Consider the following 16,013-nt stretch of genomic DNA (forward strand, 5'->3'; position numbering starts at 1 on the left):
GGGGCATGCTGACGAAACCGCGCTCCGCGATGCTTCTCGCGGCGCTCCTCTCCTTCGTCCCCGCGAAGGCATCCGCCGACGGGAACACGCGGCTCGAAGTACGGGACGTCAAGCTTGCATCGTTGGGTCAAGGCGAGGCGCGTGTCTCGATCACGACGAGCGCCGAGCCTCGCTTCTTCGCGCGTGTCGACAGCGGTGGAAAGCGCCTCGTGATCGACGTCTCGGGCGCGGAGATCAAGGGCGCGCCCGCGGCCATCACGCAAGGCAACGCCCTCGTCGGCGGCGTCCTCACGCAGACCTTCGATCAGGACGGCAAGAAGATCACGCGTGTCCTCGTGCAGCTCGCGCGCACGGCCGAGTACCGCATCAGCGCGACGCCCACGGGCCTCGTCGTCGACCTCGCGGCCGCGGATGCGACCGCGCCGATGCGCGCGCCCGCGCCCGTGGTGACGTCCTCGTCGCCCTCCGCGACGACGCCGAAGGCCGAGGCGCGCAAGGTCGAGCAAGCCTCCGGCGCGGCCGTCACGAACGTCCGTTACGACCACCAGGCTGGCAAGGATCGCGTCACGGTCGAGCTCAACGAGAGCGTGAAGTTCTCGCACGTGACCTCGCCGAGCGGCCGCTCGATCCTCGAGCTCGAAGGCGCGCGCTTGCCCGACGCGCTCGAACGCAAGCTCGACGTGAGCGCCTTCGGCGGCACCATCACGGCGATCTCCACGTACCGGCGCAAGAGCGACTCCTCGCGCGTCGTCGTCGAGGTCGAGCCCAAGGGCGATGCGATCGGCGTCGTCTCGCGGGAAGGAAGCACGCTCGTCCTCACGTTCGCGGACACGGCCGCGCACCCGATGCTCAGCGGCGTCGGTGCCGACGGCGGAGCCGCGCGCCGCGTGCGCACGGTGGCGCGGGAAGAGGACGTCCTGGCGACGCCGAGCACCTCGCGCGCTACCGAGACGACGATCGACGGCGAAGAGGCCGCGGGCTTCTTGCCGACCACGCTCGCGCAGCAACGCCGCTTCACGGGCCGGCGCATCGACCTCGACCTCAAGGACGCCGACGTCCACAACGTCCTGCGCCTCATCTCCGACGTCGGCCGCGTCAACATCGTCACGTCCGACGACGTGAAGGGCAACGTCACGATCCGGATGCGCAACGTCCCGTGGGATCAGGCCCTCGAGACGGTCCTCCAGGCCAAGGGCCTCGGCATGGTCCGCCAGGGCAACATGATCCGCGTCGCGCCCCAGGCCGAGCTCAACAAGGAGCGCGAGCTCGACCTCGCGCGGCGAAGGAGCGAGCTCGCGCTCGCGCCGCTGGAGACGCGCCTCATCCCGGTGAACTACGCCGTCGCCAAGGAACTCCAGGCGCGCGGCAAGGATCTGCTCTCACCGCGCGGCTCACTCGCCGTCGACGAGCGCACGAACGTCCTCGTGGCGCGTGACGTTGCGGGCAACCTCGACCAGCTCGAAGAGCTCGTGCGCGCGCTCGACACGCAGACGCCGCAGGTCCTCATCGAGGCGCGTATCGTCGAGGCCACGAGCCGCTACCTGCGCGACGTCGGCATCCAGTGGGGCGGCGACGGCACCTTCAGCCCTGCGACCGGCAACCCGACGGGCCTCGTCTTCCCCTCGCAGATTGGCCTCACGGGCGGCGCGAGTGATCAGACGACGCCCACGGGCGGCCTCTCGCCGTTCCAGAACACCGTCCCGAACCCGAACTTTGCGGTCAACTTGCCGGCCACCACGGGCACGGGCCTCGGCGGCGCGATCGGCATGACGCTCGGCTCGATCGACAACACGGTCAACCTCTCCGTGCGCCTCTCGGCGGCCGAGGCGAGCGGCCTTTTGCGGATCGTCTCGAGCCCGCGCATCCTCACGCTCGACAACCGCGAGGCGCGCATCAGCCAGGGCACGCTCATCCCGTTCTCGCAGATCAGCGCGCAGGGCGTGCAGACGACGTTCCAGGAGGCGAAGCTCCAGCTCCTCGTCAAGCCGCACGTCACGAGTGACGGCAGCGTCTCGATGCACGTCAAAATCAACCGCGACGAGCCCGACTTCAACCAGACCTCGGCGCGCGGCGATCCCACCATCTTGAAGCGCGAGGCCGAGACCGATCTGCTCATCATGGACGGCCACACCGCGGTCATCGGCGGCATCTTCACGCGCAACACGGGCAGAAACCTCGATCAGGTCCCCGTGCTCGGCGACATCCCGATCCTCGGCGTGCTCTTCCAGCGCCGCAGGTCGAGCGACAGCCGCAGCGAGCTCGTGATTTTCATCACGCCGCGCATCGTCAACCGGGCCGAGTCGCTGGGGAAGTGAGGTCGTTGACAGGTCGCTGGAAAGCCAGGTAACTGGCGACCTGAATGACCTCGAACGACCACCGGACCAAGCGCTCGTCTTTTTCCCTTTCTCGCGTCTTCCTCGGCATCTGGGGCACGGCTGCGATCGTCGCGATCGCCGGTTGTGACGACGGCGCCGGCACGTCTGGCTCCGCGGGCGCGCCCTCCACGGGCGGCAGCGGCGGCGCGGGCGGCTCGATGCAAGCCGGCGGAATGGGCGGCGTCGGTGGAATGGGCGGCGCCGGCGGCGCCGGCGGCGTTGGCGGCGTTGGCGGCGTCGGTGGAATGGGTGGTTCCGGCGGGCAGAACTGCATCCCCGAGACCTGCAACGGCGTCGACGACGATTGCGACGATACCGTCGACGAGGACATCCCCGGCGTCGGCATGTCCTGCGACACCGCCCTCTCGGGCGTCTGCGCGGCCGGCACCACGGCCTGCAAGGATTCCGCGCTCACCTGCGTGCAGAACGTCCTTCCGAGCCCCGAGGTGGCGGATGCGCTCGACAACGATTGCAATGGCCAGGTCGACGACGGCCTCATGCTCGGCAAGGGGCTCTGGGCCAAGGGGTACGGCAATGACACGTCGACGCAGAGCGTCCTCCGCATCGCCACCGATTCCGTGGGAAACATCGGCGTCGTCGGCTGGATGACGGGCGGGTTCGTCAATTTCGGCGGCAGCACCATGACCGTCTTGGGCTTGGAAGACGCCTTCCTCGTCAAGCTCGACCCGAACGGCGGCTTCTTGTGGCAACAGCAGTTCAGCGCCTCGAACAATCTCGGCTGGGTCTCGGCCCTCGCCTTCGATTCGACGGGGAACGCGTACACGGCCGGATATTTCATCAGCAACATGACCGTGGGGGGCAAGACCCTCAACCCGATCGGCAGCGGGGACATTTTCATCCTCAAGCACGACGCCGCCACGGGCGCGGTGCTCTGGAGCAAGGTGTTTGGCGAGTCCACCAACTCGCAAGGCGTGTCGGACCTCGCGACCACGCCGGCCGGCAACCTCGTGGCCACGGGGACCGTGCATGGTGGCGCCGTGAGCCTTGGCGGCGCCCCCTTGGCCGGATCTTCCAGCGACGCCATCCTCGCCATGTACGACGCCACGGGCGTCCATCTCTTCAGCAAGCGATTCGGGGACGGCTTGATTCAGTCCGGCAAGAGCGTCGCCGTCAATGCGGCGGGCGAGATCGCCCTCGCCGTCGACCTCGAGGGCACGGTCGATTTCGGCGGCGGCGTGCTCACGTCGGCGGGCTCCACCGACGTCGCGATCGCGAAATTCGCCGCGGATGGGACCCACCTCTGGAGCAAGAACTACGGCTCCGCGATGCAGCAGGCAGTCAACAGGGTCGCCTTCGATGCGCAGGGCAACATCCTGATCACGGGTACCCATTACGATCCCATCGATTTCGGATGCGGGCCCGTATCGGCGGTGAACAACTACGGATTCTACGTGGCGAAGCTCGATCCGAACGGCGCGTGCCTCTGGACGAAAACCTACGGCACGACCCCTGTCAAAGGGGTGTACGCATCCAAGATGGCCGTGGATCCGACGGGCAACGTCGTCGTGACGGGCACGTTCCTGGGCAGCATGGACCTCGGCGGCGGCATGATGACCGCCGTGGAATCGTCTCAGGATATCTTCGTGCTCAAGCTGAGCTCCACGGGCGCCTACGTGTGGAGCAAGCACTATGGCGACCCGGTCGTGTACGAGATGGACTCGGGCAACGACGTGGCGACCGATCCGATGGGGAACATCCTGCTCGGCGGGGATTTCGGCGGTAACATCGACTTCGGCTCGGGGACGATCTCGGCCGTCGACCTGAACCACCAAGACGCGTACGTGGCGAAGCTCTCGCCCTGAACCGGGCGGAATCGCGCGAAAAGTAGCGTCTGCGCGTACCGGGGGGCGCTTGCAACGCTTGCAAGCGCCTCTTTGCGTGTACAGGGAGCCGGTTGCAACGCTTGCAAGCGGCTCTTTGTATGGTCACGGAGCCGCTTGCAACGCTTGCAAGCGCCTCTTTGTGTGTACAGGGAGCCGGTTGCAACGCTTGCAAACGGCTCTTTGTATGGTCACGGAGCCGTTTGCAACGCGTGCAGGCGGCATCCGGTACGCGCAAAGCGCGGTTTGCACGCGTTGCAAGAGGGGGATCGCGTCCTGATCCGATGGGTCGACCGCGGGGGAGGCGCTGGGCAGGTAACCGCCTTGGCAGGTCGCCCGAAAGCCAGGTACCGTGAGGCTTATGACCTTGAACGATCACCGACCCAAGCGTCCTTCCTTTTCTCTCCACCACGTATTCTTCGGCCTGTGCGGCTCGGCTGCGATCGCGATCGGCGGCTGTGGCGACGGCGGGAGCACGGCGTCCACGTCAACCGGCGGGCAGGCCGGCGGCATGGGCGGGGCCGGCGGGCAGACGTGCGTCCCCGAGATCTGCAACGACCTCGACGACGATTGCGACGGCAGCGTCGACGAGGACGTCCCCGGCGCCGGCCTTTCGTGCGACACCGCGCTCCCTGGCGTCTGCGCGGCCGGCACCTCGACCTGCAAGAATGCCGCGGTGACCTGCGAGCCGAACGTAAAGCCGAGCCCCGAGGCGCCGGATGGGCTCGACAACGACTGCAATGGTCAGGTCGACGACGGCCTCTCCCTCGGCAACGGGCTCTGGGCCAAGGGATACGGGAGCGACGCGGCCTCGCAGTACGCACAAGGCATCGCCACGGATTCGGCAGGGAACATCGCCGTCATCGGCCAGCTCAGCGGCGGCGACATCGATTTCGGCGGCGGCAAGATGAAGGTGACGGGCACGGACGATTCGTTCCTCGTCAAGCTCGACCCGAGCGGCGGCTTTTTGTGGCAGCAGCAATTCGACTACGCCGGCGAGTACGACCGTATCAATTCCGTCGCTTTTGATCCGGCCGGCAACGTGTTCGCGGCCGGAACCTTCTCCAGCGAGATGACCGTGGGGGGCACGTCCCTCGTCCCCAACGGCGGCGGCAAGGACATTTTCATCCTCAAGCACAACGCTTCCACGGGCGCGGTGCTCTGGAGGAAAGTCATTGGCGCATCCACCGAGCCGGAGAACCTGTTCGACATCGCCCCGACCCCGGCGGGCGGCCTCGTGATCACCGGGACGTCTTTGGGAGACACCGTGAATCTCGGCGGCGGCGCCTTGAAAGGTTCGTTCGCCGATGCCTACCTCGCCGTCTACGACGCCGCGGGCGCCCACGTCTTCAGCAAACGATTCGGGAACGACGACCTGGGCCAGAACGGCCGGACCGTCGCCGTCAACGCGGCAGGCGAGATCGTGCTCGGCGTCGACCTCAACGGCGCGGCTGATTTCGGCGGTGGCGTGCTCACGTCGGCGGGCGGCAGCGACATCGCGATCGCGAAGTTCTCCGCGGACGGGACCCACCTGTGGAGCAAGGTGTACGGCACCGCGGAGCAGCAGACCGTCAGCCAGGTGGCCTTTGATGCGCAAGGCAACATGCTGATCACCGGCCCCCACGTGGATCCCATCGATTTCGGGTGCGGGCCCGCGTCGCCGCCGAACTACGCCGGGTTCTACGTGGCGAAGCTCGATCCGAGCGGCGCGTGCGTCTGGACCAGGACCTACGGCACGACCCCCGGCCAGACGGTTGGCACGCCAAGACTCGCGGTGGATCCGGCTGGCAACGTCCTCGTGGCCGGTGGCTTCTCGGGCACCATGGACCTCGGCGGCGGCGCGATGGAGAGCGGGGGCAAGCAGACCGACGTCTATGTGCTCAAGCTGAGCCCCTCGGGCGTCCCCATCTGGAGCAGGCACTATGGCGCCCCGGCGCCCGAGAGCGACGGCTGCGCCGCGCTGGCGACGGATCCCATGGGCCACGTCGTGCTCACCGGCCATTTCGAGGCCAACATCGATTTCGGTACCGGGACGATCCCGTCGGGGGACCTGGGCGAGTCCGACGTGTTCGTGGCCAAGCTGTCGCCTTGAATGTGCGCATGACCACTGCATGGTACGTGAGGCCCGCCCCCCGCGTCGACGCGCGCGCCGGGCCAAGAATCCGCCGCCGATTTCTTTGCCTCCCGCCCCGCGGCCGCTAGGTTCCCCCCGATGACCCCGCACTCGAACTGGTTTCGCGCAGCCACCGCGGCCCTCCTCGGCCTCGCCTCGGCGGGCGCGTGCGGCGCGGCCATGCCCGAGGCCGATTCCACGAAGCAAACCGCCTCCACGTCCGAAGCGGACGAGCTCGCCCGCAAGCGCGCGGACGGCGAAGGCGCCGATTCTCCGTCGAAATGCCCCCACGGCGCCCTCGAAGATCCGCACCGCGGGTTCGTCCGTTGCTTGCGCCCCGACGAGCGTGACGCCGGCTGGCTCCCGCCGCCCCCGCAACCCGAGCCGTCTTCCCCGGACGCCGGCACGGACGCGGCCCCGCCGCCTGAAACGGCCCCGCCGCCGCCTCCGCCGCCGCCGCCTCCGCCGCCGCCTCCGCCGGAAAAACCGAAGCCGGGGCCTCCGCCCCTCGTCACGATCTCCACGCCCAAATTCGAGGGCGGCGACGTGCCCCGCGCCGAGAAGTTCATCACGTCGAACCTCGAAGGCATTGCCAAGTGCATCGCCGACAATGGCGGGCTCGAGGCGGCGAAGGGCTCGATCAAGGTGAGCTTCCTCGTCCGCGCGCGCGGCCGCGCCGAGGGCGTCGAGATCGAGAGCAAGAAGGGCATCACCGAGGAGGCGGCGTCCTGCATCCGCTTGCTCCTCAAGAACCGCGCCGTGGGCGCCCCGAGCTCGGATCCCGTCGGCGTCACGGTCACCTTCTCGCTCGAACGACCCCGCTGACGATCGTATCCTGCCGGCATGGCACGGCAGCGCTTCCTCTCCTTGTCCTCGGGCCTCGGCGCCCTGATCCTCGCCTTCGTCGGCGCGGGCGCGCGCCTGCCCGACGCCGGCCCGAGCGCGGCCCGCGTCGTCTCGCCCGGGATCCCGCTCGACGCGCCGGCTTATGGTCCTTCCAAGGGAAAACAGGCGACCCCCGCGGTCGCCTACGACGGAACGAACTGGCTCGTCGTGTGGGAACACCACGCGGCGGACGGTTTTTCCTCGGGCCTGCGCGGCGTCCTCGTGGGCCCGTCCGGCGCGCCGCTCGACCCGCAGGGCTTCGAGATCGAGCCGTCCGTCGGGTACAACTTCGCGCCCGCCGCCGCGTGGGACGGCGCGAACTGGGTCGTCGCCTGGGAAAGCGGCGTTCCGGGCGACGGTACGAACTGGGACATTCGCGCGCGGCGCTTCGGGCCGACCGGTACTCCGCTCGGCGACTCGTTCGTCCTCGGCGGCGCCACCAATGCGCAACGCGCCCCGGCCATCGCCGCGGCAAATAGCCGCGTCCTCGTCGTCTGGGAGGATTTCCGTAATGGCACCTCGAACGACATCTTCGGCGCGCGTCTCCTCTCGAACGGCGTCCTGCTCGACCCGCTCGGCCTTTCCATCGGCGCCGCCACGAACGAGCAGAGCCGCCCCGCGGTCGCCTGGGATGGCACGAGCTTCGTCGTCGCCTGGCAGGACTATCGCAGCGGCACGAACCAGGATGTGTACGCGGCGCGCGTGACGCCCGCGGGCGTCGTCCTCGATCCTGCGGGCATTGTCGTCTCCACGGTCGCGGGCAGCCAGATGTATCCGTCTGTCGCCAGCAATGGCATGAGCTCGCTCGTCGTCTGGCGTGATTACCGCAGCGGCAGCTCGTACGACATTTACGGCGCGCGTATCGATCCGAACGGCACGGTGCTCGACGCCGCGGGCGTGCTCGTCTCGGCCGCGTCGGGCTCCCAGCGATATCCCCAGATCGCCTGGGATGGCGTGAACTTCGTCGCCGTCTGGGAAGACCTGCGCAATGGCGGCGGCGTGTACGATCTGTATGCCACCCGCGTCGATTCCCAGGGCACGGTCCTCGATCCGGCCGGGTTCGCCGTGATCAAAGGCGGCACGGACGACCTCTCCGTCGCGCTTGCCCCCGGCGCGACCCACACCCTCGCCGTCTGGGATGTCGACCGGGACAACCGCGATATCGTCGGCGCGCGTATCAGCCAGGGCGGCACGGCCGTTGACACGCCTCCGGCGCTGCTCTCCACGGCGCCGAACGAGGAGCGCATCGGCGACGCGGCGTTCGACGGGACGAACTGGTTCGTCGTCTGGGCGGACTCGCGAAATGGAGAGAGCGTCATTGCCGGCGTCCGCGTGAGCCCTGCGGGGGCGGTCCTCGATGCCTCGGCGATCCTCATCGCCACCGGCCAGGGCCCCGTCGCGGACCCGCGCGTCGCGTTCGACGGGAAAAACCATCTCGTCGTCTGGACCGACCGACGCACGATGCAAAACCAATCCGACGTCTACGCGGCGCGCGTGACCCCTGCCGGCGCCGTCCTCGATCCCGGTGGATTTCCCGTCGCCACGGGCACTTCGTCGCAGCAGTCGCCGTCCGTCGCCTCCACGGGGAGCGCCTGGCTCGTCGCATGGCTCGACGATCGCACGGGTGCCACGGCGTGGGACATCTATGGCGCGCGTGTCTCGCCTTTTGGCGCGGTGCAGGACCCCCAGGGCTTTCCGATCACGACCGCGCCGGGCTCCCAGTACATCTCGGACATGGCCTCGAATGGCTCGCTCTACCTCGCCGTGGCCACCGATCACCGCAATGACACGACAGGCGACGTGTATGCCTTCCGGATCGACCCGAGCGGCGTAGTCCTCGACGCCGCGGGCATTCCCGTATCGGTCGCGCCGAATGCGCAGACGAGCCCCTCGGTCGGCCTCGATGGCAAGGATTTCCTCGTCGTGTGGTCGGACGACCGAGCGGCCACGGCCCCCGATATTCACGCCGCGCGGGTCACGGCCGCGGGGGTCGTCCTCGATCCGGACAGCCTCGTGCTCGCGGCGACCCCCAGCGCCGAGCGTGCGCCTTCCGTGGCCTTCGACGGCGCGCGCCACGTCGTCACGTATTCGATTGCCTCGGACAGCGCGAACGACATTGCGGGGCTTCGGCTGCACACGGATGGCACGCCCGTGGATGCGATGCCTTTCGTGATCAGCGCCGAGCCGGCGGAGGAGAATCCGTCGATCGCTTGCGCGGGGCCGCCTGGAAGTGTGCTCGTCGCATACGGGGCGCAGGACGACGTGACGGATCGAATTCGCGTCCGGGCGAGGGTCGTGACCGACGATGGAGGCGGCGGAGCCGGCGGCGCAGGAGGCGGAAGCGGAGGCGGAGGCGGAGGCGGAAGCGGGGGCGGAAGCGGGGGCGCAGGCGCAGGCGGAAGCGGTGGCGCAGGCGGAAACGGAGGCGCAGGCGCAGGCGGAAGCGCAGGCGCAGGCGCAGGCGGAAGCGGTGGCGCAGGCGCTGGCGGAGCCGGTGGCGGAAGTGGCGGCGCAGGCGGGACTGGCGGCATCGCTGGAAACGGCGGCGCTGGCGGCAGCGCCGGCGCGGGCGGGGAGGGGGGCCTTGGTGGAATGGGCGGTGGGGCTTCGTCGGGGGGCGGTGATCGGCCTTCGGGTCCGATCCTCGTGGATGACGGTTGTGGGTGCCGGATGACCGACGACGCTTCGGGGACATCGCCGGCTCTCCTCTCGCTTGCCGCGCTTTTTCTCCTGCGGAGACGTCGGATCGAGCGTAAGCTCCGGTCCGCGTGACGACGGCGGGGGATCCATCGGTGGGCACGGAGCTACGTTTCGGCGCGCACAGGCTCGCGTTCGAGGAGCCGGACACGGTCCATATCGAGCTTTGCGGCGAGCTCGGCGACGAGCTCCAGTCGTTGGTCGAGGCCCTCGAGGCCTGGTCCGTCGGCCGCCCCTACATACTCACGCTCGCCTCCGTCTCGCGCGTCACGACCTGGACCGCGGGGGCGCGGAAGGTCGCATTGTCGTCGCACCAGATTCGCCTCCCGCCGCGCGCCCTCGCCCTTTATGGGGGAGGTTTTGCTTTACGCATGTCCGTCGAAATGCTCATGCGCGCGACCGCCGTGCTCGGCGCCCGCGATCGATACTTCTTCCACGGCCACGACGAGGCCGAGGCGCGCGCGTGGCTCACGGACATGCGCCCGAAGCTCGCGGGCGCGGCGAGGGCGTAACCCCGCGCGCGCTTCGTCGCGGGTTACCCCTCGTTCCGCGGCGCGAGCCAGCGTGCGAGCTCGTCCGGCGATCGATCGAGCACGACGTCCCCGACGCGAATCGCGCCGAGTTTGGCGAGCCGGTCGGCCAGGGTTTGTCGTTCCGGCGTGGTCAACGGGCGCCCGAGGCGCCGTTCGAACTGGTGGGCGAGTGTTTCGAGACGTCCCTGGAGACGCCCTTCCTTGCGTCCCTCTTTGCGCCCTTCCTTACGCCCTTCTCTGAAGATCCAGTTTTGCATGACCAACCTCCCGGACCCCACAGAAGCTACCACATCCCCAAGCCCTTTCACACGATCGTTTGTCTCCGCGAGGACGCTCATGGCTGCGCAGAGTTCCTCGAGCTCCGAGGCGGAGCACTGCGCGCGCAAAATCTCCATGACCTGCGCGAGTTTGTCCGCGTCCACATCCCGCGTCAGGGGCGCGAAGATCAACCAGAACGGACTTCCTTGTTCGGTTGCTCGTCGTACGAGCTCGGCCACGGTCCGCTGGTAGACCGGCTCCACGCGGAACGAGACCCCGGAAAACGGCCGATCGTCCGGCGAGGTTCGGTACACGCCTTGCTCGGGCCAGGGTTCGTCGCGGCCGGCCAGGAGCACGAGTACGCTCTCGATGCGCGGCGGCCTCTCGTCCGGGTTCGTCCCGCGCCGCGCGCGCGCCTCGTCCCCCAGCGCGAGCGCCGTCAGGGTGTTGTATTCGAACATCCGCCACGACACGTCCCGTGTCATGGTCCGCGCCCATTCCACGTGCAGCAGCCGTTTTCCCTCGGCTGCCTTCACGAGCAGCGCGCGATCGAGCCGCCGCTGTCGTGACGTCACCTGCGTATCGACCCATTCCAAAGGCTCGATGGGCCCCTCGCAATCGAGCAGCGCCCGCGCGACCGCGTGGGGCAGCTTCCGCGACACGTGCCGGAGGATCAGATCGATGTCGTCCCCCGCCAAGACTCGCCCCGCTCCTCGCTCGGTCGCTTGCACGCGCGGGGCCGAGAGCGATCCTCGTGCCAGGACAAAGCCCCTGCAATCCCTGCGAACTTCGGCCCTCCGGGGGTGGTGCCGCCGTTTTTCGCCAGGCGCCCGCCAGGCGCGCCCAAGCGACCCCTCGGCCTCGGCCGTGGCTCTTCGCGAGCGTAGCCCGGGGCGGAACCGGTGCTAAGGTGCGCGCGCCGCCGTGTCCGACCCTCAACTCCTCCAGCGCGAGATCGCTCGCCGCAAGACCTTCGCCATCATCTCCCACCCCGACGCGGGCAAGACCACGCTCACCGAGAAGCTCCTGCTCTACGGCGGGGCCATCCAGCTCGCGGGCGCCGTCAAGGCCAAGCGCGCGCGCGCGCACGCCGTCAGCGACTACCTGGAGATGGAGCGCGAGCGCGGCATCTCCATCCAGTCGAGCGTCCTGCAGTTCCCTTACAAGGGCCGCCTGCTCTCGCTCGTCGACACCCCGGGCCACGCCGACTTCAGCGAGGACACCTACCGCGCGCTCATGGCCACCGACGCGGCCATCATGCTCCTCGACTCGGCCAAGGGCGTCGAGGCGCAGACGAAGAAGCTTTTCCGCGTCTGCAAGCTCCGCTCGATGCCCATCTTCAGCTTCGTCAACAAGATGGACCGGCCCGGCCGCGATCCGTTCGAGCTCATCGGTGAAGTCGAGGAGGTCCTCGGCATCGGCGTCTACCCGATCACCTGGCCCATCACCGTCCGTGGCCAGTTCAAGGGCGTCTACCACCGCCTCCTCCGGCAGGTGTTCCTCTTTCAGCAGGTCGCCCACGGCGCCGAGATGGCGCCCATGCAGGCCCACGACCTCTATGCGCCCGAGCTCGAGCAGGCCGTGGAAGAGGAGGGCGTCAAGCAGCTCCGCGACGACGTCGAGCTCCTTGAGGCGGCCGGCGACGCCCTCGACACGGGCAAGCTCGCGCGTGGCGAAGTCACGCCGATGTTCTTCGGCAGCGCATTGACGAATTTCGGCCTCCCGCAGCTCCTCGATTCCTTCGTGGAGATGATGCCGCAGCCGGCCCCTCGCGCGAGCGACAAGGGCGCGATCACCCCCGACGACGAGCGATTCACCGCGTTCGTCTTCAAGATCCAGGCGAACATGGATCGCGCCCATCGCGACCGCATTGCGTTCGTCCGCGTCTGCTCGGGCCAGTACGAGCGCGGCATGAAGGTCCGCCACGTCCGGCTCGATCGCGACATTCGCCTCACGAACCCCGTGCAATTCCTCGCGCAGGAGCGCACCGTCGTCGACGACGGATTCGCGGGCGACATCATCGGCGTCTTCGATCCGGGCATCTTCCTCATCGGCGACACCCTCACGGACGGCGCGAACGTCAAATATGCGCCGCTCCCGCAGTTCCCGCCCGAGCATTTCGGCCGCGTGGTGATGGTCGATCCGATGAAACGCAAGCAGCTCAAGAAGGGCCTCGAGCAGCTCGCGCAGGAGGGCAGCGTGCAGCTCTTCCGGCCACCGGAGGGCCGCGAGGGCGAGTCCATTCTCGGCGCCGTCGGCGAGCTCCAGTTCGACGTCGTCAAGCACCGCCTCCTCAACGAATACGGCGCGGACGTCCGTATCGAGCGCCTCTCGTGGAACATCGCGCGCTGGGTCGAGGGCGAGCCCGTGCCCCTCGCGGAGCTCGAATCGCAGCTCTACGGCTATGGCGCGCTCGACGTGCATGGCCAGCCCGTCGTCCTTTTCAAGGGCGACTGGCAGCTCGAGACCTGCGCGAAGGCCTTCCCCAAGACCCGCTTCGTCGAGCTCGGCGCGGGCGCGCTCAAATTGCCCACGGCGGACTGAGCGCGCGTCTCAGGACGCCCTTCGGGGCGCGACCGGCGCATGATACAAGGGATCATGCGCCTTCGATCTCCCTCTTTCCTTCTCCTCACGGCCCTCTCCCTCCTCGTGGCGCCGGCTTGCGGCCCGGACGCGGAAACGCCCCCGACCATTGCCCCGGTCCGGCCGGAGCCGCCGGCCGAGAACGACCCTGCGTTCACCGTGACCGGCGTCCCGCGCTACGTCCTCGCCGGTGACGGCCTCACGGTGCCCACGAAGGCCTTTCAGATCAACGTCACGGCCCCCAAGGACATCGTCGACATCGACGCCTGGATCGACGGCGCCGCGGAGCCGGTTCCGCTCGTCTTCAACGGCAACCAGTCGGAGGGCGAGATCGGGACGCTCGACCTCCCGATTGGCAACCATTCCTTCATGCTCTCCGTGCGTGGCTCGAAGGACGCCTTTTTTCGCGCGGAATTCGTCAAGGGCCACGCCCTCTACATGGTCATCTCGACCGACTGGGATTTTTCGGACGTCGACGACCGCGTCCTCGACCACCACACCGAGCTTCACACGGCGCACCCCGAGCTCAAGATCACGCACCTCATCGGCCCGTACACCTTCACGGATCCGGCCATTCCCCAGCAGCGCCGCGACGACCTCGTGAGCTGGGCCCAGGGCATGCGCAGCACGTACGGCGACGAGATCGGCCTCCACATCCATCCATATTGCAACTTCGTCGAGGCGGCGGGTGTGGCTTGTAAAACTTCGCCATCCGTCGCCGATCCGGCCGGGGACCCCACCGGTTACACCGTGCGCCTCGGGGCCTACAGCCGCGAGGAATGGAAAACGCTCTTCGGCAAGGCCAACGAGATCTGGGAGCAGGTCGGCTTCGGCAAGCCCACCTCCTTCCGCGCCGGCGCGTGGACGCTGGAGACGCACGTCGCGCAGGCCCTCGTCGATACGGGCTTTTTGGTCGACTCCTCCGCGAACAACTGGAAGCTCATGGAGGAGTGGATCGGCTACGACATCTACGAGTTCAACAAAACGCAATGGGCGCCGATCGGCGACACGAGCCAGCCGTATCGTCCGACCGAGGACAGCATCGTCGCCGGCGGCAAGGGCCCCGAGCTCGGCCTGCTCGAGGTCCCGGACAATGGCTGCATGGTCGATTACTGGGCCGTGGAGGAAATGGAAAACATCTTCGACGCGAACTGGAGCGGAGGCGCGCTCACCGCGCCCACGCAGGTCTCGACGGGCTTCCACCCCGCGACCACGCAGTATTACTCCCCGAACGAGTTCGAGCGCCTCGACGCGTTCTTCACGTACGTCGACCAGTTCCTCGCCTCGAAGCACGAGGGCCCGGTCATCTACATCAACATGACCGACGCCACGAACGTCTGGTGAATCAATCGGGATCGCGCCGCGTCCTCCGCACCCGGAACGCCGTCTCCGGCGGCAGGACCGGCGTGACGCCCGTCCACGCTTCCAGCGCATCGAGCGCTTTCGCGCGGTCCGGCTCCATCAGATCGACGATCGACGCGGAATGGTTTTTCCCAGGCGCGAGGAACCAGTAGCTATCCTTCGCACTCCCGAGCTCGAAGGCCGCCGCCGTGTAAGGATCGGTCTCCCCGTACACGAAAAGGAGCCGTTCCCCCTCCGCCGAGATCCAGGTGGAAATGTCCTGCATCGCCGACGCATCGAACACCGGCGTCTTGCCCGGCGTGAGATACGTCTCCGGCACGTCGATCCCGGGGAACTGTAGCAGATCCGCGACGTTCGATTCCGTGACCGCCGGATACCCGAGCTCCGTGGCGGCTTGCCAGTAATAAGGCTCGTACGTGAGGAACTCCTCGTCCGACCAGAGGCTCGGCGAGGCGATCTCGTCGAGGAACGTCCACACATCGTCGTCCGTCGGCACGATGCTCATGTCGGGACAAACGCTCTCGTCGTAATACTGCCAGAACGTGAAGATGAGCTGCAGTGTGGCCACCTCGAGCGCCTTCTCCCGCCCGAGCAGCTCGTAACCGAGCCCGTTCTCCGCGGCCTGCGCGTCGATCCGCGCGAGCATCGCCTCGCGCCGCACGAGCACCTCCCGCTGGAAATACCGCAGCGCGTCCTTGCAGGTCGAGCTCCCGAGCGACCCCACGAAATCGAGGTACCGCGCATCCGCCGTGCCGAAGCTGTGCGGCGCCACGTACGCGACCGTCCCGTCCACGTCGTCGGGGAAAAACCGCCGATGATACACGGACGTCATCCCGCCCTTGCTCCCGCCGGACGAGATCCATTTGCCCGTGTAGATCGGCTTCAACGCAAGGGCGATGCGGTGGTGATCCGCCGCGGCTTGTTCGATCGTGAGCAGCGACCAGTCGGCCGGCTCCGGCCGCGAGGGCGCGAAGAACCGTTGCTCCACGTAGAGCTGATTCGCGCCGAGCAACATGGCCGGCTCCCGGATCCTTTGTCGCGTCGGACTGACGTTGTACCCCGACGTGCCGAGCACGAACGGCGCGGCCGCGTCCCTGTGGTGCAGGAGCAAGCGCTGCCGGAAGACCGACCCGCCTGCCGCGCCGTGATCCGCCGGCTGCTCGTACTCCATCACGAAGTAACGATATCCTTCGGCCCCCGAGTTCTCCTCCGTCACCACCATTCCGGGGATGGCCGCGAGCCGGTCGAAAATATCGACCTCCGGCGGCGGACGCGTGGGTTCGTCCGAGCAGGCGGGCAGAAAGCCAAGGGCGAGCGGGGCGACGAGGCAAAGCGCGCCCCGCATCCTTCGAGACATCATCGTTCC

At 68.1% G+C, this 16,013-nt stretch carries 10 protein-coding genes; 8 read left to right on the forward strand and 2 right to left on the reverse strand.

What is annotated here, in order from left to right:
- Positions 1 to 5: 5 nt before the first annotated feature.
- The 6 genes from KEG38_RS17610 to KEG38_RS17635 all read left to right on the forward strand — a co-directional run bounded on the left by KEG38_RS17610 (position 6) and on the right by KEG38_RS17635 (position 10,423).
- Positions 6 to 2,315, forward strand: a complete 2,310-nt coding sequence (locus tag KEG38_RS17610) for a type IV pilus secretin PilQ (protein ID WP_272420808.1) — start codon at positions 6 to 8, stop codon at positions 2,313 to 2,315.
- A 44-nt stretch (positions 2,316 to 2,359) separates the two neighbouring features.
- Entirely contained in the window at positions 2,360 to 4,198 is a 1,839-nt protein-coding gene (locus tag KEG38_RS17615; protein WP_272420811.1) for a MopE-related protein, read from the forward strand.
- A gap of 385 nt (positions 4,199 to 4,583) precedes the next feature.
- Positions 4,584 to 6,308 (forward strand): MopE-related protein, encoded by a 1,725-nt coding sequence (locus tag KEG38_RS17620; protein WP_272420812.1) that lies wholly within the window; start codon positions 4,584 to 4,586, stop codon positions 6,306 to 6,308.
- A 120-nt stretch (positions 6,309 to 6,428) separates the two neighbouring features.
- Entirely contained in the window at positions 6,429 to 7,154 is a 726-nt protein-coding gene (locus KEG38_RS17625; RefSeq protein ID WP_272420814.1) for a hypothetical protein, read from the forward strand.
- An 18-nt stretch (positions 7,155 to 7,172) separates the two neighbouring features.
- Entirely contained in the window at positions 7,173 to 9,986 is a 2,814-nt protein-coding gene (locus KEG38_RS17630) for a hypothetical protein (protein ID WP_272420816.1), read from the forward strand.
- Complete coding sequence (locus KEG38_RS17635) at positions 9,983 to 10,423, forward strand: hypothetical protein (RefSeq protein ID WP_272420818.1); 441 nt, start codon at positions 9,983 to 9,985, stop codon at positions 10,421 to 10,423. The genes KEG38_RS17630 and KEG38_RS17635 overlap by 4 nt, the downstream gene beginning before the upstream one ends.
- Positions 10,424 to 10,446: 23 nt before the next feature.
- Here KEG38_RS17635 and KEG38_RS17640 read toward each other — a convergent pair whose 3' ends face one another.
- Positions 10,447 to 11,400 (reverse strand): RpnC/YadD family protein, encoded by a 954-nt coding sequence (locus tag KEG38_RS17640; RefSeq protein ID WP_272420820.1) that lies wholly within the window; start codon positions 11,398 to 11,400, stop codon positions 10,447 to 10,449.
- A gap of 226 nt (positions 11,401 to 11,626) precedes the next feature.
- Here KEG38_RS17640 and KEG38_RS17645 point away from each other — a divergent pair, with 226 nt between their 5' ends.
- Together KEG38_RS17645 and KEG38_RS17650 are read left to right on the forward strand one after the other, a co-directional pair.
- A complete protein-coding gene (locus tag KEG38_RS17645; protein WP_272420822.1) occupies positions 11,627 to 13,246 on the forward strand; it encodes a peptide chain release factor 3 in 1,620 nt (539 codons plus the stop codon).
- Positions 13,247 to 13,300: 54 nt separating this feature from the next.
- Positions 13,301 to 14,629: a polysaccharide deacetylase family protein gene (locus KEG38_RS17650; RefSeq protein WP_272420824.1), complete on the forward strand. Its 1,329-nt coding sequence runs from the start codon at positions 13,301 to 13,303 to the stop codon at positions 14,627 to 14,629.
- Position 14,630: 1 nt separating this feature from the next.
- Here the strand turns inward: KEG38_RS17650 and KEG38_RS17655 are convergent, their stop codons facing one another.
- Positions 14,631 to 16,007, reverse strand: a complete 1,377-nt coding sequence (locus tag KEG38_RS17655) for a S28 family serine protease (RefSeq protein WP_272420826.1) — start codon at positions 16,005 to 16,007, stop codon at positions 14,631 to 14,633.
- Positions 16,008 to 16,013 lie beyond the last annotated feature (6 nt).

It is taken from the genome of Polyangium jinanense (assembly GCF_028435265.1).
GTDB lineage: Bacteria > Myxococcota_A > Polyangia > Polyangiales > Polyangiaceae > Polyangium > Polyangium jinanense.

Excerpts from the sequence above, each read along its gene's own strand:
- KEG38_RS17610 (WP_272420808.1), top strand. The coding sequence starts at position 6 with ATGCTGACGAAACCGCGCTCCGCGATGCTTCTCGCGGCGCTCCTCTCC.
- KEG38_RS17615 (WP_272420811.1), top strand. The coding sequence starts at position 2,360 with ATGACCTCGAACGACCACCGGACCAAGCGCTCGTCTTTTTCCCTTTCT.
- KEG38_RS17625 (WP_272420814.1), top strand. The coding sequence starts at position 6,429 with ATGACCCCGCACTCGAACTGGTTTCGCGCAGCCACCGCGGCCCTCCTC.
- KEG38_RS17630 (WP_272420816.1), top strand. The coding sequence starts at position 7,173 with ATGGCACGGCAGCGCTTCCTCTCCTTGTCCTCGGGCCTCGGCGCCCTG.
- KEG38_RS17650 (WP_272420824.1), top strand. The coding sequence starts at position 13,301 with ATGCGCCTTCGATCTCCCTCTTTCCTTCTCCTCACGGCCCTCTCCCTC.
- KEG38_RS17655 (WP_272420826.1), bottom strand. The coding sequence starts at position 16,007 with ATGATGTCTCGAAGGATGCGGGGCGCGCTTTGCCTCGTCGCCCCGCTC.